The sequence below is a fragment of the Roseovarius faecimaris genome (assembly GCF_009762325.1).
GTDB lineage: Bacteria > Pseudomonadota > Alphaproteobacteria > Rhodobacterales > Rhodobacteraceae > Roseovarius > Roseovarius faecimaris.
In genome coordinates this window covers 686,432-704,010 of sequence record NZ_CP034348.1, presented here as the reverse complement: position 1 = coordinate 704,010, position 17,579 = coordinate 686,432, and the positions used below count along the sequence as shown (strand labels likewise).

At 64.0% G+C, this 17,579-nt stretch carries 17 protein-coding genes and 1 tRNA gene; 1 reads left to right on the top strand and 17 read right to left on the bottom strand.

Features of this window, described 5'->3' with window-relative positions:
- Window positions 1–13: 13 nt before the first annotated feature.
- From EI983_RS03795 to EI983_RS03720, 16 genes are all read right to left on the bottom strand, one after another.
- Complete coding sequence (locus EI983_RS03795; protein ID WP_157706081.1) at window positions 14–715, bottom strand: hypothetical protein; 702 nt, start codon at window positions 713–715, stop codon at window positions 14–16.
- Window positions 716–951: 236 nt separating this feature from the next.
- Complete coding sequence (gene trpB / locus EI983_RS03790) at window positions 952–2,181, bottom strand: tryptophan synthase subunit beta (RefSeq protein WP_157706080.1); 1,230 nt, start codon at window positions 2,179–2,181, stop codon at window positions 952–954.
- A 73-nt stretch (window positions 2,182–2,254) separates the two neighbouring features.
- On the bottom strand, window positions 2,255–2,995 hold the full coding sequence (locus EI983_RS03785; RefSeq protein ID WP_157706079.1) for a hypothetical protein: 741 nt from the start codon (window positions 2,993–2,995) through the stop codon (window positions 2,255–2,257).
- 66 nt (window positions 2,996–3,061) lie between these two features.
- Complete coding sequence (locus EI983_RS03780; RefSeq protein WP_157706078.1) at window positions 3,062–3,682, bottom strand: class I SAM-dependent DNA methyltransferase; 621 nt, start codon at window positions 3,680–3,682, stop codon at window positions 3,062–3,064.
- A 56-nt stretch (window positions 3,683–3,738) separates the two neighbouring features.
- The gene (locus tag EI983_RS03775; RefSeq protein WP_157706077.1) at window positions 3,739–4,194 is read right to left on the bottom strand and encodes a GNAT family N-acetyltransferase; all 456 of its coding nucleotides are present in this window, start codon (window positions 4,192–4,194) and stop codon (window positions 3,739–3,741) included.
- A complete protein-coding gene (locus EI983_RS03770) occupies window positions 4,185–4,832 on the bottom strand; it encodes a phosphoribosylanthranilate isomerase (protein WP_157706076.1) in 648 nt (215 codons plus the stop codon). The genes EI983_RS03775 and EI983_RS03770 overlap by 10 nt, the downstream gene beginning before the upstream one ends.
- 9 nt (window positions 4,833–4,841) lie before the next feature.
- Complete coding sequence (locus EI983_RS03765; RefSeq protein WP_157706075.1) at window positions 4,842–5,192, bottom strand: lipopolysaccharide assembly protein LapA domain-containing protein; 351 nt, start codon at window positions 5,190–5,192, stop codon at window positions 4,842–4,844.
- Between the two features lie 3 nt (window positions 5,193–5,195).
- On the bottom strand, window positions 5,196–5,477 hold the full coding sequence (ihfB, locus tag EI983_RS03760) for an integration host factor subunit beta (RefSeq protein WP_157706074.1): 282 nt from the start codon (window positions 5,475–5,477) through the stop codon (window positions 5,196–5,198).
- A 349-nt stretch (window positions 5,478–5,826) separates the two neighbouring features.
- Complete coding sequence (gene rpsA, locus EI983_RS03755; RefSeq protein ID WP_157706073.1) at window positions 5,827–7,512, bottom strand: 30S ribosomal protein S1; 1,686 nt, start codon at window positions 7,510–7,512, stop codon at window positions 5,827–5,829.
- Window positions 7,513–7,812: 300 nt separating this feature from the next.
- Window positions 7,813–8,427 (bottom strand): (d)CMP kinase, encoded by a 615-nt coding sequence (cmk, locus tag EI983_RS03750; RefSeq protein WP_157706072.1) that lies wholly within the window; start codon window positions 8,425–8,427, stop codon window positions 7,813–7,815.
- A 39-nt stretch (window positions 8,428–8,466) separates the two neighbouring features.
- Entirely contained in the window at window positions 8,467–9,132 is a 666-nt protein-coding gene (locus EI983_RS03745; protein WP_157706071.1) for an SOS response-associated peptidase, read from the bottom strand.
- 58 nt (window positions 9,133–9,190) lie between these two features.
- Window positions 9,191–10,093, bottom strand: a complete 903-nt coding sequence (locus EI983_RS03740; protein ID WP_157706070.1) for a NaeI family type II restriction endonuclease — start codon at window positions 10,091–10,093, stop codon at window positions 9,191–9,193.
- A gap of 65 nt (window positions 10,094–10,158) precedes the next feature.
- Window positions 10,159–11,118 (bottom strand): DNA cytosine methyltransferase, encoded by a 960-nt coding sequence (locus EI983_RS03735; RefSeq protein WP_157706069.1) that lies wholly within the window; start codon window positions 11,116–11,118, stop codon window positions 10,159–10,161.
- A gap of 175 nt (window positions 11,119–11,293) precedes the next feature.
- Window positions 11,294–11,367, bottom strand: a tRNA-Gly gene (locus EI983_RS03730).
- Window positions 11,368–11,456: 89 nt separating this feature from the next.
- Window positions 11,457–13,634: a xanthine dehydrogenase family protein molybdopterin-binding subunit gene (locus tag EI983_RS03725; protein WP_157706068.1), complete on the bottom strand. Its 2,178-nt coding sequence runs from the start codon at window positions 13,632–13,634 to the stop codon at window positions 11,457–11,459.
- 1 nt (window position 13,635) lies between these two features.
- Window positions 13,636–14,094: a (2Fe-2S)-binding protein gene (locus tag EI983_RS03720; protein ID WP_157706067.1), complete on the bottom strand. Its 459-nt coding sequence runs from the start codon at window positions 14,092–14,094 to the stop codon at window positions 13,636–13,638.
- 157 nt (window positions 14,095–14,251) lie between these two features.
- Here EI983_RS03720 and EI983_RS03715 point away from each other — a divergent pair, with 157 nt between their 5' ends.
- Window positions 14,252–15,394: a benzoate/H(+) symporter BenE family transporter gene (locus tag EI983_RS03715; RefSeq protein WP_157706066.1), complete on the top strand. Its 1,143-nt coding sequence runs from the start codon at window positions 14,252–14,254 to the stop codon at window positions 15,392–15,394.
- Between the two features lie 44 nt (window positions 15,395–15,438).
- Here the strand turns inward: EI983_RS03715 and EI983_RS03710 are convergent, their stop codons facing one another.
- Window positions 15,439–17,487 carry an ASKHA domain-containing protein gene (locus tag EI983_RS03710; protein ID WP_157706065.1) on the bottom strand — a complete coding sequence of 683 codons (2,049 nt, stop codon included), beginning with the start codon at window positions 17,485–17,487 and terminating at the stop codon, window positions 15,439–15,441.
- Window positions 17,488–17,579: the final 92 nt, after the last annotated feature.

The window sequence follows — 17,579 nt, the reverse complement described above, 5'->3', positions numbered from 1 at the left end:
GCGGTGAGCGGTGTCAGTCGTCACCGCCGCCGCCATCATCGCCGCCCGAACCTCCGGACCCGCCGGAGCCGCCGGACCCACCGGAGCCACTGTTGCCACCCGAGCCACCATCGTCGCCGCCGGAGCCGCCATCATCGCCGCCGCCAGAGCCGCTGTTACCACCCGAGCCGCCATCATCGCCGCCTGAGCCGCCATCATCGCCACCCGAACCGCTGTTACCGCCGTCGTCGCCACCGGAGCCGCTATTGCCGCCCGAGCCGCTGTTGCCGCCCGATCCGCTATTGCCACCCGATCCGCTGTTGCTTCCGGAACCGCTGTTCCCGCTGGGACCACTGTTGTCATGGCCATGATCGTCCGGGCCATCGTCGTCTCCGTGATCGTCCGGGCCGTCATCTTCCCCGTGATCGTCCGGGCCGTCATCGTCGTCATGCCCGTGATCGTCAGGCCCGTCGTCATCGGGGCTGTTGTCATCGGGGCTGTTGTCGTCGGGGCTGTTGTCGTCGGGGCTGCCATCAGCGCCGACATCACCCGATCCCTGATCAGGGGTTCCGTCATCATCCGAGCTGTGAGAATGCCCGCCATTTTCATGGTCCGAATGCGACGACGCCAGCACCACGCGCTCTGGCGCTTGCGGCATCATGTCGGTCAGCAGTGCGGCGGGGGCGGCATGCCCCATCAGCGCGGCGATGCCCGAAAGCCATAATATCTTTTTCATCGAGGTCCCTTTCCATCTTTACCGATATCGCACCAGCCCGTGCCGAATGCTGGGATCGATCAGAGGGGAGGAAGGCAACTCTCTCTATTGGCATGTGGCTTATTTTCGGGCTCATAAACCAAAACTGACGGGCAACCCTTGATAACAAACAATAATTTCAGGCGGCCTTGCAAGACAAAGGGGCCGCTGCATCTGCATCGACCCCCTGATTTAAACCCAGGTTTATGGGCTGAGGGTCAATCTGCCTCGTCCATCCCGAAGCCCAGATGCCGTGCCACGGTGAAGATGTCCTTATCCCCACGCCCACACATGTTCATGCAGATGATGTGATCGGCGGGCAGTTCCGGCGCGATCTTCATCACATGCGCGAGCGCGTGACAGGGCTCCAGCGCGGGGATGATCCCCTCTTTCTCACAGCTGAGCTGGAACGCCTCCAGCGCCTCGCGGTCGGTGATCGACACATATTCGGCGCGGCCGGTGTCGTGCAGCCAGCTATGTTCGGGGCCAATGCCGGGATAATCCAGGCCAGCCGAGATCGAATAGCCTTCGAGGATCTGCCCGTCGTCATCCTGCAACAGATAGGTCCGGTTGCCATGCAGCACGCCCGGGCGTCCGCCGGTCAGTGAGGCGCAATGCTCCATCTTCTCGTTCACGCCCTTGCCGCCGGCCTCCACGCCGATGATCCGCACGTCCTTGTCATCAAGGAAGGGATAAAACAGCCCCATCGCGTTCGAGCCGCCACCGATCGCGGCGATGATCGTATCGGGCAGACGGCCCTCAGCGGCCATCATCTGTTCCTTGGCTTCCTTGCCGATGATGCTTTGGAAATCGCGCACCATCGCCGGATAGGGATGCGGGCCCGCCACGGTGCCGATACAATAAAACGTGTCGCGCACATTGGTCACCCAGTCGCGCAGCGCGTCGTTCATCGCGTCCTTGAGCGTGCCCCGGCCAGAGGTCACCGGCACCACCTCGGCGCCCAGCAGGCGCATGCGGAAGACATTGGGCTTTTGCCGCTCGACGTCATGCGCGCCCATATAGACCACGCATTTCAGGCCGAACTTGGCACAGACCGTCGCCGTGGCCACGCCATGCTGGCCCGCGCCGGTCTCGGCGATGATCCGGGTCTTGCCCATGCGCCGCGCCAGCAGGATCTGCCCCAGCACGTTGTTGATCTTGTGCGCGCCGGTATGGTTCAGCTCATCGCGCTTGAGATAAATCTTGGCCCCGCCCAGATGCTCGGTCAGCCCTTCGGCAAAATAAAGCGGCGAGGGACGGCCCACGTAATGGGTCCACAGGTGATTCATCTCATCCCAGAAGCTCTGGTCGGTCTTGGCATGTTCGTACTGCTCTTCCAGTTCCAGGATGAGCGGCATCAGCGTTTCGGAGACAAACCGCCCGCCAAACTTGCCAAACCGCCCCTTCTCGTCGGGGCCGGTCATGAAGGAGTTGAAGAGATCATTCATCGCACATCGCCTATCCTTTGGGTCCTGCGGATGAATATGGGACGCCGACAGTATTTTCCAGCGAAAAGCGGCGTCAGTTGCCCAGCGCACGCCAGGGTTTCGGCATCAGCACCCAGCGGTCATTGATGAAGATCAGCCCGTCAAAGGCCATGCCCATCGTTTTCCCCGGCTCGACGAACTTGAAGCGCACAATCGGGTAATTGCCCTGCAAATAGGGGCGCACATCCCCATAGCCACCGGGAAAGTCCTTCAGCACCGGGGCACCGTCCCGCAGGCTGCCTGTCGTGCCCCGCCACAGGATGACCTCGGTCTGGTCCTGTTTGGGACCGATGGAGACACCCGGCTGATACATCTCGTTATACATCGCCACCAGCTTGCCTGCCAACGGCTCGGCATAGACCGCGCGGATCTCGGCCTCGGTCGGGCGCAGCATCCCGGTCAGCGCCACGCGGTTGGCATAGGGCACAAGAAACTGACGCAGGAACGCCTCGGCATGGGCCTTCGTGCCGGGCGTGTCGGCGGTGTTTTTCTGGTTCGCCTGCACCACATCGAGGATCGTCGCCTGCGGGTTCTTGGCACAGACCTGCCCCAGGTTGCTGAGCACGGTCATGGCATTGTCCATCCGCACCAGGCTGGCCTGATTGTTGGTGTTGTCGAGATACCCCATGATCCAGGCCCCCAGCAGAACCCGGTCCACATCGGTGATGCCCTGCAGCACCTGCAGGCAGTTATCCGTCGCCTTGAACCCATCGGCCTTCGCCACGCCGGGCAAGCTCATCGCCGCCACCGCGGCCAATGCAAACGCCTTACGCATCTATCACTCCTTCAAAAATGAATAGCTCGAGTGTAGCGAAAACGCGCGTCTTGGCCAGAGCCGTGCTCAGAGGGCGCGCACCACATAGGCGCGAGACCACAGATCAGGTTCGGACAGAAGGAAGGGCAGGAAGGGGGGCGAGGTATGGACCACCTCCCAGGATGTTCCCTCCAGCGCCTCCATCACTGGCGGAAAGCCCTGCTCCTCATAGGTCGCCTCCAGCAGGTTGAAGACGCCCACACCGCCGGGTCGCAACACCCGCGCCAGATGGGTCAGCGTCGAGGGCGGCGCATGGCCCGGCCCGAAAGAGCCGACACAGACGAAGCCCGCGAAATGGTCATCAACAAAGGGCAGGCCCGCCCCCATATCCGCCAGCTCGAACCCGGCATAGGCGCCGGTCTTTTCGGCGCGCGCGACCATCTCGGGCGACAAATCGCAACCGGTGATGTGGTGATAGCCCATCAGCATCAGGCTCTCGCCCACCAATCCCGTGCCGCAGCCCGCATCGAGGATCGGCCCGTGGCTACGCCCAAGGAAACTGGCCAGCATCCCCGCTGCCAGAAACGGCAGCCGGTATCCGTTCGCAATCGTGTCCGCGTCATAGCTCGCTGACCACTTGTCATAAACGGCGCGCGATTCCTCCGGCGTCTTCGCGCCGTAGACATCATTGAGGTCTTCCGTTTCCATCCAAGCGGCCCTCCCTTTGGCTGTCCTGCAAATCTGCGGCCCGGAAGGCCCCGCTGTCAATCGAGCGGTTTCTTGAAGCCCACATGAGACGCAACGAAGCCTTCGCGTTCGTAGAACCGGCGGGCCTCGTCGCGTGCGCTGTTCATGGTCAGCTGCACCAGGCTGCACCCTGCCGCACGCGCCCGGTCTTCGGCGTCGCGAAGCATCGCTGCACCAATGCCCTCGCCGCGCATCTCACGCGCCACGCGCACGCCTTCGATCTGCGCCCGGCGCGACGCCCCGAGCGAAAGACCCGAGATGAATGTGAGCTGATAGGTGGCAATGATCGTTCCCTGCACGTCTTCACCGACAATCACCTCGTTATGCGACTCCTGCGCGATGGCCTCGAAGGCTTCGAGATAGGGCGCGAGCTCCGCATTGTTTTCGCGCGCATGTCCAAGAATATCATCGGAAAACAGGGCAACAATCGCCGCCACATCCTCGCGGCGGGCCGCGCGAAACTTCACCCGCACCGGGCCGCCTCGACAAAGGCGCGCATCAGGCCCTGATCCTTGACCCCCGGCGCGCTTTCCACGCCCGAGGCCACGTCGACCTGCCGCGCCCCGGTGTGCGCAATCGCCTCCGCGACATTGCCGGGCACCAGACCGCCCGCCAGCATCCAGGGCTTCGCCCACTCCCGTCCGGCAATCAGCGCCCAGTCAAAGGCCAGCGCATTGCCGCCGGGGCGGTCCGCGCCCTTGGGCGGCTTGGCATCCACGAGGATCTGATCGGCCACCGCCTCAAATTCGGCAATCTGCGCAAGGTCGGCGGCATCGGCAACGCCCACCACCTTCATCACCGGCAGGCCATAGCGGGCCTTGACCTCCTCGACCCGCTCCACCGTTTCCGACCCGTGCAACTGCAACATATCAAGCGGCACCGTGCCGGTGATCTCATCCAGAAGCGCGTCATCGGCATCCACACTCAGCGCCACCTTGGCCACCCCCGGCGGGGCCGCGAGCGCCAGATCCCGCGCCAGATCGGGCGTCACATAGCGCGGCGAACGGGCAAAGAAATTCAGCCCGATATAGGCCGCGCCCGCCTCGGCGGCGGCCACCACCTGTTCGGGCGTGGTCAGCCCGCAAATCTTGACGCGAATATCCTGTGCCATGGGCCGGGTTTAGCTGGCTTGCTCCAGAAGCGCCAGAACCTCGTCCTTGCCCTCGTGCTTTTCGCCCTTCAGCCGGGTGATTTCGGCGCGCAGGCGCTGCATCTCGCGGGCCTGCCGCGCGGCCTCGGCCCGTTCACCCGCCTCGCGGATCCACTCCCAGACAAAGCCGATGATCAATCCGGCCAGAATGCCGCCGAAGATCACGATGAAAAGCGGCAGCTCGAAGCTGGGGTTCGTCGCCGCCATACCCGCCAGCTCATCCGGCCACACCTTGACCGACACCATCTCGCGGTTGGCCAAGGACACAAGAATCAACGCCACGGCAAAAATGGCGATGGAAGCATAGCGAATGTAACGCATATCCTACTTTCCGTTCAGACGGTCCCGGAGCAGCTTGCCGGTCTTGAAGAACGGGACGTGCTTTTCTTCCACATGGACGGATTCACCCGTCCGCGGATTGCGCCCCGTGCGCGCATCGCGCTTCTTCACCGAAAACGCCCCGAAACCGCGCAGTTCCACGCGGTTACCCTGGGCCATGGCCTCGGTGATCTCATTGAAAATGGTGTTCACGATCCGCTCTACATCACGGTAGGACAGGTGCGGATTGTCATCGGCGACTTTCTGGATCAGTTCCGATCGGATCATATGTGGTTTCTCCCCCGCGCCGTGCTTGCAGCGCTTGCGCTTTTGCATACGACTATAAATAGAAACACAAAAAACAAAACAGTCTCGGCACTCTGAACGTCATGATTTTCATGAATTTCTTGTGTAGCGTGAGGAATATTGCGCCGAAAACGCCTCTGATCCAAGCGCAATTCGGCCACAGGCGTATCTCTGCTCAACCGGGGCCGAAGTTGATTCGGGCAGAGGAAATCGTTGGCACACAAACAACACTTCGGCCGCCCGAAAGCGATACCGGACACAGCGGACCCCGCAAACAGAAAGCCCCGCGCAAATGCACGGGGCTTTCTCAGACCAAAATCCTGGCCTTGGCTTACTTGTCGCCGTCGCCTTTCAGCGCGGCACCAAGGATATCGCCCAGCGACGCGCCGCTGTCGGACGAGCCGTACTGTTCCACGGCTTCTTTCTCTTCGGCGATTTCGCGCGCCTTGATCGAGAGGCCCAGACGACGGGTCTTGCTGTCCACGTTGGTCACGCGCACATCGACCTTGTCACCGACCGAGAAGCGCTCGGGGCGTTGCTCGGAACGGTCACGCGACAGGTCAGACCGGCGGATGAAGGATTTCATGCCTTCATATTCCACCTCAATGCCGCCATCCTCGATCGAGGTGACCTCAACCGTGATGATCGAGCCGCGTTTCACGCCGCCAACGGCTTCGGCGAACTTGTCGCCACCCAGGGCCTTGATCGACAGCGAGATGCGCTCTTTTTCCACGTCCACTTCCGAGACGACCGCCTGAACGATGTCGCCCTTCTTGTAGTTCTGGATGGCATCTTCGCCGCGCTCGTCCCAAGAGATGTCGCTGAGGTGCACCATGCCGTCGATTTCGCCGTCGAGGCCGATGAACAGACCGAATTCGGTGATGTTCTTGACCTCGCCTTCGACTTCCGTCCCCTCGGGATGGGTTTCGGCGAAGACTTCCCACGGGTTGCGCATGGTCTGCTTGAGACCAAGGCTGACACGGCGCTTGGCGCTATCGATTTCCAGCACCATGACTTCAACCTCTTGCGAGGTGGAAACGATCTTGCCGGGATGCACGTTCTTCTTGGTCCAGGACATTTCCGAGACGTGAACGAGACCCTCGACACCGGGCTCCAGCTCAACAAACGCACCGTAATCGGTGATGTTGGTCACGCGGCCGGTATGAGTGCTTTCCAGCGGATACTTGGCGGCCACCAGATCCCACGGATCGTCCTGCAGCTGCTTCATGCCCAGGCTGATGCGGTGGGTTTCCTTGTTGATCTTGATGACCTGCACCTTGACGGTTTCGCCAATCGACAGGATTTCCGACGGGTGGTTCACCCGGCGCCAGGCCATGTCGGTCACGTGCAGCAGGCCATCGACACCGCCCAGGTCCACAAAGGCCCCGTATTCGGTGATGTTCTTGACCACGCCATCGACGCTGTCGCCTTCGGCCAGCTTGCCGATCACCTCGGCGCGCTGCTCGGCGCGGCTTTCTTCGAGGATCGCACGGCGCGACACCACGATGTTGCCCCGGCGACGATCCATTTTCAGGATCTGGAAGGGCTGCTTGAGACCCATCAGCGGGCCGGCATCGCGCACGGGGCGCACATCGACCTGAGAGCCGGGCAGGAAGGCCACGGCACCGCCCAGATCGACGGTGAACCCGCCCTTGACGCGGCCAAAGATGGCGCCTTCGACGCGCTGGTCGTCGGCATAGGCTTTTTCCAGACGATCCCAGGCTTCCTCGCGGCGGGCCATTTCGCGGCTGATGACAGCCTCACCGCGGGCATTCTCGGCCGCGCGCAGATAGACCTCGACCTCATCGCCAACAGCGATTTCGGGGGCTTCACCGGGATTTGCGAATTCTTTGAGTTCGACACGGCCTTCCATTTTGTAGCCGACGTCGATGATGGCTTGGCCCGCTTCGATTGCGATGACTTTGCCTTTGACAACAGACCCTTCTTCGGGCGTGTCCATTTCGAAGCTTTCGTTCAGGAGGGCTTCGAATTCCTCCATAGATGCGTTCTGAGCCATGTGGCGTTTCTATCCTAACTTAACGTTGTTTCCGGCCGCGCGGTTGTCTCCGCCGGTCTTGGTTGATGCCCTACCCCTTTTGTATTTGAGGGCAGAACGGTTTCGTTGGTCAGACGGGTCACAAAACAAAGAGGGCCGGTGGTCCCGACCCTGCTCACTCTCTTTATTCTGCGACGGTCTCCGCCGTGTCGACAGGGGCCGTATAGTCCCGCGCCCGCAGGGAATCAAGGCCAAACCTCACCGCAGTGTTGTGTCAGCAGTCCCGTGCTGCTTAGGGCGGGATTTCATCCCACCACCTTGTCATCCCCGACCGCGCACCGAGTCAATCGTCGCGATCGCGGACGCTACGGCCTCGTCAATGCTCATCTCGGACGTGTCCAGCAGCACCGCATCCTCGGCGGGCTTCAACGGGGCCGCTTCGCGGGCGCTGTCGCGGGCGTCGCGCTGGCGCAGATCCTCCAGCACCTGTTCAAGGCTGATCTCCATGCCCTTGCCGGTCAGCTCCTTATGCCGCCGGTCGGCGCGGATATCGTCGCTTGCCGTCACATAGAGCTTCACCTGTGCATCCGGGCAGATCACCGTGCCGATGTCGCGCCCGTCGAGCACAGCCCCGCCCGCCCGCATCGCAAAGGCGCGCTGAAAATCCACCAGCGCCGCCCGGACCTCGGGGACCGCCGCCACCCGGCTGGCCGCCTGGGCCACGTCCGGTGTGCGCAGATCATCCGCCTCCAGATCCTCGGGCGTCAATGTCCGCGCCGCCTCGACCGGGTCCGTTCCGTCCAGCGTCCGCCGCCCCGTCGCACGATACAAAAGCCCCGTATCGAGATGCGCAAAACCGAAATGCGCCGCGACCTCGCGCGAGATCGTGCCCTTGCCCGCCGCCGCGGGCCCGTCAATGGCGACCGTGAAACTCATACCCGCTGCCTATCCAATCGCCGCTACGCCCTCAACCCCTCAGAAATCGAAACTGGCCTGCGGCGGCTCATACGGCTCGATCACCGCCTCGCCATCGGCCTCGTTGGTCAGAGGGGCGACGCGGTGATAGTCGAACCGCCCGTCCCAGCCCGTGCCCAGCCCCGCCTGCGCCGCCTCCCGGCTCATCGTCCCGCTCAGCCAGTCGCCCACCTCCTCCGGCGACAGGATCACTGGCATACGGTTATGGATATGCGCGATCTGATCGGCAGGCGGGCGCGTCAGGATCACACAGCCCTGCCCGTCCTCCGACCGGAACCCGGCAAAGAAGATCACCGGGGCGTTGCGCCTGACGGTGATGAAATGCGGCTGTTTCTTGCCCTCTACTTCGCTCCACTCGAAATACCCAAGCGCCGGGATCATGCAGCGCCCGCCCTCCCATGCCTTGCGCCAGAAGCCGCTGTTCTCGATCCGCGCATTGATCAGGGGCCGCCCGCCCGGCGGCGCGATCTGCCAGTTGGCCGAGGTAAGCATGGCCCCCTCGCCCGCCCGCGTGACAAGGGCGATCCGGTTTGTTGGCCGGATGTGATAACCGCCGCGCGGCTCGGGCGCATCCGGGTCCAGCGCAACGGCCATGTCGAGAAACCCCCGCACAATCTCAAGCATTTCCGCCTGCGTCTTGTCTCCGGCGGCAAAACGTCCGCACATTTTCCGGCTCCTTGAGTTGCGCGCCCGTGCGCCCTTGGGCGCGTCACGCCGCCTGTGATCAGTTCGGGCTCAAGTCTACTGCGATCCCGTGCTGCGCCGCCAGATCCGCCTCACTCTGCGAGTCCGGTCGGCAGGATATGAATTCACTGCCTGTACAGCGCGCCAGACCCAGCGACGCGATCAAGGGCGCGTCATACTGCCCCGAGAGCAGCAGAATACCCTCTCGCGCCAGATGATCGCGTGTTCCCCTGCCATTATCCGAGCGGATGCGCCGCATGAAATCCCGCTGCTGCGCGACGGCTTCAACGACATCCCGGGTGATCGGCACGCGCTGCACCTCGCGAAACAGGGACATCATCCGTTCATTCCCCGATCTGCCCGCAAAGATACTCTCGACCGCCTCCGGCGGGATGGTGCGCCAGAAATTCGGCGGATAGGGGTGATCCCGCAGCAGCCAGTAGATATTGGCAAACCCTTCGGCAGAAACCGATTTCTTCGCGTCCTTGTTCTGACCATGGGTCAGGTAGTCAGGCCGCGCGACGACTAGCCCGAGATAGCAAACCGCGCGCGGCTCGTCCGCGGCGACGAGGATACAGGGATGGCCCACGGCTTCTGTCGGGATCATCCAGTTGCTGCCCATCGTGTGTTTGATATCCACATCATGCCCCAGGATGACCGTATCCAGCCGACCCCGGGGGAGGTTCAGCATCGCGCGCAGCTCGATCTCCACCCGCGTGCCGATATAGGTCTTTTCGGTCTTTTCCAGCTTCTCATAGGCGCGCCGTCCGGTCTTGGGCGTCATGATCACGTCATCGACGCAGCACCGCAACATGGCCGGGACCCTGGCCGCCAGTGCCGCCTGATCCCCCGCGCGCCGCAATATGTCGCCCGCGATCGCATGCAGCACGTCATAATCCCGGTGCCCCGCCACAACGATGCTGTCTGGTATGTTCCGCTTCAACCGCCTACCGCTCAGGGAGTTCGACTTTCACCAAAACCTGTCACAGATCCGGCGCGGTTGGAAGCTCAGGCCCTGACCGTGCGCAAAACACGCTTGCGCAGCGTCTTGGCGATCTGCCCCGCCACCGCTTGAGCCACCGGGGGCGGGAAGGCATTGCCGACCTGACGATAGGCATTGGTCTTGGCCCCGGTGAAGTGCCATTCATCCGGAAAGCCCTGGATGCGGGCCACCATCGGTACGGTCAGGCGCGGCATACCCTGATGAAAGGCATCGGGTGGCTCGGGCGCAATGGTGCGTCCTTCGACGCCCAGCGTCGCCCAGGCCGCGCGCGCGCGCGTCGGACCCAGGTCGGGGCCGCCATGTTTCTTGGAGCCGCCAACAATGGTCGGGGCGATCTCATCGGCTTTCGCCGCCCAGTCCTCGGCCCCGCGCCAGCCACGGGCGGCCATGAGGTCCCGCAGGGTTTCTCCCACTGTGGGCGGGTTGTGCGGGTTGGGCTCGGGCCAGTCGAAGAACTCAGCCCGTTCCTTCTGAACCGCCACGATCACCACCCGTGGCCGCAGTTGCGGAACACCATAATCAGACGCGTTCAGAAGCCGCCAATCGGTCTTGTAGCCCAGCTTCTCAAGCTGCGATTTCAGACGTTCGCGATAATCGTGAAACACCGCATCCAGAAAGCCGCGCACATTTTCGATCATCACGGCGCGCGGCCGCGCCGCATCCACAATGTCGATGGCGTCATTGAACAGATTGCGCTCGTCCTGCTCACCCAGTTGCTTGCCAGCGACCGAAAACGGTGGGCACGGCAATCCGCCCGCAAGAAGGTCCATGCCCTTGTAATCAGCGGCGCGTTCCTTGAAGACCCGCATATCCTCTTCAAGCACGTTCCAGCCGGGCCGGTTATGGCGCAGCGTGTTGCAGCAATGCTTGTCGATTTCCACCAATGCGGTATGGGCGAACCCGGCCTTCTCCAACCCGAGAGCCTGCCCACCGGCACCGGCGCAAACCTCTACAGATGTCAGCATCTTGCCCATCCCCTTTTCGCACATACAAGCGCTTGTGGCCGCGCAGTGCAACCCGCGTCAAAGCCCGTTCGCCTGTTCTTTTTTTGTTCTTAGCGTGGAACATGGCGTCAGACAACCCGGCAAAACGCGGATCCGCACGGCGCGCACGCTGTTTTCGCATCATCGAGAGGATATCTGGAGCGGGTAACGGGAATCGAACCCGTAACTTAAGCTTGGGAAGCTCGCGTGATACCTTTTCACCATACCCGCGCTCAGCATTGGTGAGCTAAGAGGTTTCCCCCCAAGCGTCAAGAGGGATTGCGCGCGCCGGTTTGCAACGCGCGCGCCCTCCCGCCGCTCTATGCCAGCCCGTGGCGCGCGAACGGCAATTCCCGCACACGCTGACCCGTCGCGGCAAAAACCGCGTTCGCGACCGCCGGCCCGATGGGCGGCGTGCCGGGCTCGCCCACACCGGTGGGGGCATCCGCCGAGGGCACGATATGCACCTCGACCTCTGGCATGTCTGTGATCCGCAGCGGCATGTAATCGGGGTAGTTGAACTGATCCACCTCTCCATTCGTCAGCGTGATTTCCTCCCGCAGGATCGCCGACAGGCCATAGCCCAGTCCGCCCTCGATCTGGGCGCGGATATTGTCCGGGTTCACCGCCACGCCGCAATCGACCGCGCAGATCACCTGTTCGACCTTCACCGTGCCATCCTCGCGCATCCGCACATCGGCCACTTCGGCCACGTAGCTGCCAAAGCTCTTGTGCACCGCCACACCGCGATGGGTGCCCTCGGGCCCTGCCTCCCCGGCCTTCTCCGCCGCCAGCCTGAGCACGCCCGCCAGCCGCGCATCCCCCTTCAGATGTGCCAACCGGAACGCCACAGGGTCCTGCCCCGAGGCGCGGGCCAGCTCATCCATCATCGTCTCCATCACATAAGCGGTATGCGTGTGACCGACCGACCGCCACCAGAGCGTCGGCACACCGACAGCGGGGTGATGCACATCAAGCGCCATATCGGCGATGTCATAGGTCGTATCGCCGATGCCCTCGATGGTGGAATGATCCACGCCGCCATGCACAACAAAGCTCTCGAACCCCGTGCCGGTAAAGATCGACTGGCTGACGATCCGGTGTTCCCAGCCGCTGATCCGGCCGTCTTGCCCAACACCGGCGCGCACCCGGTGCAGCGCCATCGGGCGATAATAGCCGCCCTTGATATCATCCCCGCGGCTATAGATCAGCTTGATCGGGCGGGCCTCGTTTCCGGCCTCCAGCCAGGCCTTCGCCAACGTCGCCGCCTCGGCAATCAGATGCGCATCCGGTGTCGCGCGGCGGCCAAAAGAGCCCCCGGCCCAGGTCGTGTTGATCTCGACATTCGGGAAGTCCAGCCCAAGCACCGCCGCGGCTGTGCCATGATCCATCGTCTGAATCTGCGATCCCCCCCAGAAGGTGGCGCGCGCCCCGTCATAGAGCACGGTCATATCCAGCGGCTCCATCTGGGCATGGGCGAGATAGGGAAAGCTGTACTCCGCCTCCACCACATGCGCCGCCGCGTCGAGCGCCGCCGCTGCATCGCCCCGCGCCGGGGCTGCCGTGCCAGGCTGATCCAGCAGCGCGCGAAATTCGGTCATCAGCTCTTCGGTGCCGCGTGTTTCGCCCGAACCATCCTCCCAGGTCAGCGCCAGCGCTTCGCGCCCCTGCATCGCCGCCCAGGTATTGCGCGCCACGACGGCCACGCCCTGCGGGATTTGCAGCACCTGTTCCACGCCGAGCACAGTCAGCGCCTCGCCTGTATCCACCGAGGTCAGCGTCGCCCCGAAGCGCGGCGGTCGGGCGGTGACAGCCACCAACACGTTTTCCGGCTGCGCGTCCATGCCGAAGAGACCGACACTGCCTGTCGTTTTGGCAGGCAACTCGACACGCGGAAAACCCTTGCCGATATAGACCCACTCCTCCGGCGCTTTCAAAGCGACCTCGACCGGCACGTCCTGCATTGCGGCCTGCATCGTCAGCTCGCCAAAACTGGCCGACCGCCCGCCGCCCGAAACGACACCGCCCGAAACGGTGATCTCATCCGCGGGCACCCCCCAGTCCAACGCCGCCGCCTGCACCAGCATCGCCCGCGCTGTGGCCCCGGCGCGGCGGTATTGTTCAAAGGAATTGGCCATGGCGGTCGATCCGCCCGTGCCCTGCACTCCAAAGGCGAAATTCTTGTAAAGCTCGGGGTTGGACGGTGCAAAAACCGCCTCCACCTGCTCGGGGGCCGCATCCAGTTCTTCCGCGACCAGCGTCGCCAGCCCCGTCGCCGCGCCCTGCCCTTTGTCCAGATGTTTCGACAGCACGATCACCTTGTTATCGGGGGTGATATGCACGAACGGTGTTGCCAGCGCGTCCCCCGCCGCCTCAACCTTGCGCGCGGGCAGCGCCACGCCCAACATCAGCCCGCCCAGCGCGCCTGCCGACAGTTTCAGAAAGCTCCGGCGCGTGGGGGCCGGGGCGGAGAGGGGGCTGTCCAGATAATGCAGCATCTTATGCCTCCATGATCTCGGCGGCGCGGTGAATGGCGCGGCGAATACGCACATACGTGGCGCAGCGGCACAGGTTCCCCTCCATCGCCTCGTCGATATCGGCATCGGTCGGTTTCGGCATCGCGGCCAAGAGGGCCGAGGCCGACATGATCTGCCCCGACTGGCAATAGCCGCATTGCGGCACCTGCTCTTCGATCCAGGCGGCGCGGATGGCACGGGCGGCGGGCGTGTCGATCGCCTCGATCGTGGTCACTTCGGCGCCGTCCACATCCCCCAGGAAGGTCTGGCAGGACCGCACCGGCTCTCCATTCAGATGCACCGTGCAGGCCCCGCAGGAGGCCACGGCGCAGCCGAACTTGGTGCCCGTCAGGCCCAGCTCGTCGCGCAGCACCCACAGCAGCGGCATATCGGGGTCGGCATCGACCTCGCGGCGCTCTCCGTTCAACGTAAACGCGGTCATTGTCGTCTCCCTGTTTATCTCTTCCCGTGCCTTGCGATCTGTCTCTACCGAAGGTAGTGCAATCCGGGCCGCTGTCATCTGCTTTTCCCGGCCCGCACCCGATTGCGCGGCCTCTGGCCCAACGCTAGGGTGCCCGCGAAACCGAGGGACAACACCAATGCGCATGTCAATGATCTCTGCCGCGCTCGTGGCGGCACTCGTAGGGTTTGGCGCGTCGGTATCCATCGTGCTTGCCGCGGCTCAGGCGCTTGGGGCAACGCCCGCTCAAACGGCGTCCTGGCTGGCGGCAGTCTCCATTGCCAAAGGGTTGGGCATGATCCTGCTCAGCGGCTGGACCCGCGTACCGGTTGTGCTGGCCTGGTCCACACCGGGGGCGGCGCTGATCGCGACCACCTCGGGCATCGGCATGAATGAGGCGGTAGGCGCCTTCCTCTTCGCCGCCCTGCTGATCGTCCTGACCGCCTTGTTGCCGCCTATCCGCCGCGCGGTCAGCGCGATCCCCGACGGGGTGGCCGCGGCCATGCTCGCGGGCGTCCTTCTGCCCTTCTGCATGGCCGCCGCGCGATATGCGGGCACCGACCCGGCCTTCGCCCTGCCGATCATCGCCATGTTCCTGGCCATGCGCCTGATCCAACCGCTCACCGCGGCACTGGCGGCGCTGGCCCTTGGCCTGATCCTCGGGTTCGCGCTCTCCCCCGCCCAGCCCCCGGCCTTCGACATCGCGCTCAACCCCTTCGTCTTTGTCCTCCCGGAGGTCAGCGTGCCGGTGCTCCTTGGTCTGGGCCTGCCGCTATACCTGGTCACCATGGCCTCGCAGAACCTGCCGGGCTTTGCCGTGCTGCGCGCCAATGGCTATGAGCCGCCGGTGGGCCGCGCTCTCGGGGTGACGGGGCTTGGCTCCGCTCTGTCGGCGCTTTTCGGGGCGCATACCCATTCAATGGCCGCCATCACCGCCGCGATCTGCCTCGGGCCGGATGTGCATCCCGACAAGGATGAACGCTGGAAAGTGGGGCTTATCCAGGGGGTCATCTGGATCGCGCTCGGCTTTCTCGGCCCCTATTTCACATCCGTGATGCTGGCCCTGCCTGCCTCGATCATCGGCACCGTCGCGGGGCTGGCGCTGATCCTGCCTTTCCTCGGCGCGGTGCAAACCGCCTTCACGCCGGAACACACCCGGTTTGCCGCCGCCGTGACGCTGATCACCACCGCCTCGGGTGTTGCGGCCTTCGGGATCGGCGCGGCCTTCTGGGGGCTTGTGGCCGGGGTGGTGATCACCCTGGCCGACCGGTTGCGTCGCTGACCGCAAGGGCGCGAGGCCGCCCGCAAGGGCGGACGAGCACGCCCCTACCCGCGCCGACGCCGACGACGGCCGCCACCATCCGCATCCTCGCCCTTGGTGTTGAAGCTCGGATTGGGCAGGCTCACCACCTTTGCGAGTTCCGGGAACGGGTCGGTCTTGTGCGGGATCGCGTTCGCGGCCACGAAATGCTCCTGGAATTTCGGCTCGATTGCAGTTTCCACCTTGGTGATCTGGCGCACCGTCTTTTCGATCTCGGCCCGTGCGGCCACATTGCACAGCGCGATCCGCGCGCCCGTACCCGCAGCATTGCCCGCCGATGTCACCTTTTCCAGCGGCACATCCGGGATCATGCCCAGCACCATCGCGTGCTTGGCCGAGATATGCGCCCCAAAGGCCCCGGCCAGCACCACGCGGTCCACCTTGTCCACCCCGCGCTCATCCATCAGCAGCCGCGCCCCGGCATAAAGCGCCGACTTGGCCAGCTGAATGGCGCGGATATCGCCCTGCGTCACCGTGATGCGCGGCCCGCCCTCGGCAGAGGCGTCATGGATCAGATAGGCGTTTGTGCGCCCCTCGGGCACACAGCGTTCGGTCCCGGTCTGCGCGGCTGAGCCGATCAGCCCGCTTTCATCCATCAGCCCGGCGATGCGCAGTTCCGCCACCGCCTCGATGATGCCCGATCCGCAAATCCCGGTGATGCCGGTCGTTGCGGTCTCTTCCCAGAACCCATCCTCGTCTGACCACTTTTCGCAGCCAATGACCCGGAAACGCGGCTCTTTCGTCTCGGGGTCGATGCGAATGGCTTCGATGGCGCCCGGGGCGGCCCGCTGACCCGAGCTGATCTGCGCCCCCTCGAATGCCGGCCCCGTCGGGGAGGAACAGGCCAGCACGCGGGATTTGTCGCCCAGCAGGATCTCGGCATTCGTGCCCACATCGACGATCAGCGCGAGGTCTTCGGATTTGCCCGGCTCCTCGGACAGCGCCACGGCCGCGGCATCCGCGCCCACATGGCCCGCGATGCAAGGCAGGACGAACACGCGCGCCCGCGGGTTGATCGCGCTCAGCTCCAGTGCTGCGGCATCCAGCGTCAGGCTCTCCGACGTGGCCAGTGCAAAGGGCGCCTGCCCCAGCTCGACCGGGTCGATCCCCAAAAGCAGGTGATGCATCACCGGGTTGCATACGAATACCGTCTCGACGATCAGGCTCGCGTCGATCTCCGCCTCCTTGGCAATCTCCTCGGCCAGCGTGTTGATCGCGTCGCGCACGGCGCGGGTCATCTCGCGGTCGCCGCCGGGGTTCATCATCGCATAGGACACCCGGCTCATCAGGTCCTCGCCAAAGCGGATTTGCGGGTTCATGATGCCCGAGCTGGCCTTGACCTCGCCGGTCTCCAGATCGGTGAGGTGGGCCGCCACGGTTGTCGAGCCAAGGTCGATCGCCAGCCCATAGAGCCCGCCCTCATGCAGGCCGGGCCAGATTTCGGTCACCCGCGCGACATCATCCCGATGGCCCTTGTTCAGCGCCACGGTCACCTGAAACTTACCCTTGCGCAGCACCGGTTGCAGCTTGGTCAGCAATGTCAGATCGGCCCGGATTTGCGGGATCTCCCACTGGTCCTTCAGGGCGCGGGCGAGCCGCTCCAGATCGCCCGTCGGCTCGTGCATGTCAGGCTCATCCACCTCGACGAAATACAGCCGCGTCGCCGGATCCATCTCGATCACCCGCGCGCTTGCGGCCTTGCGCACCACCTGGCGGTGGACCTGGCTCTCGGGCGGCACGTCGATCACCACGTCGCCCATCACCTGCGCCTGACAGCCCAGGCGCCGCCCCGGCTTCAGCCCGCGCTTTTCGTCATAGCGCGCCTCGACCTTGTTCCATTCGCTCAGCGCATCAGGCTGTACCGTGACCCCGTGCTTGGCAAACTCGCCATAGCCCGGCGTGATCTGGCATTTGGAGCAGATGCCCCGCCCGCCGCAAACCGAATCAAGGTCCACCCCAAGCTGCCGCGCGGCGGTCAGAACCGGCGTACCCTTGGGAAAATGACCGCGCTTGCCCGATGGCGTGAAGACGACGAGAGGATCAGTATCAGACATGTGAGAGGCTCACCCAGTTCAATGCGTTGCGCCGAACATAGGTGTTTGCGCGGGCGCGAACAGCCTGCAACCGTCAGAAAATGTCGGTCCAG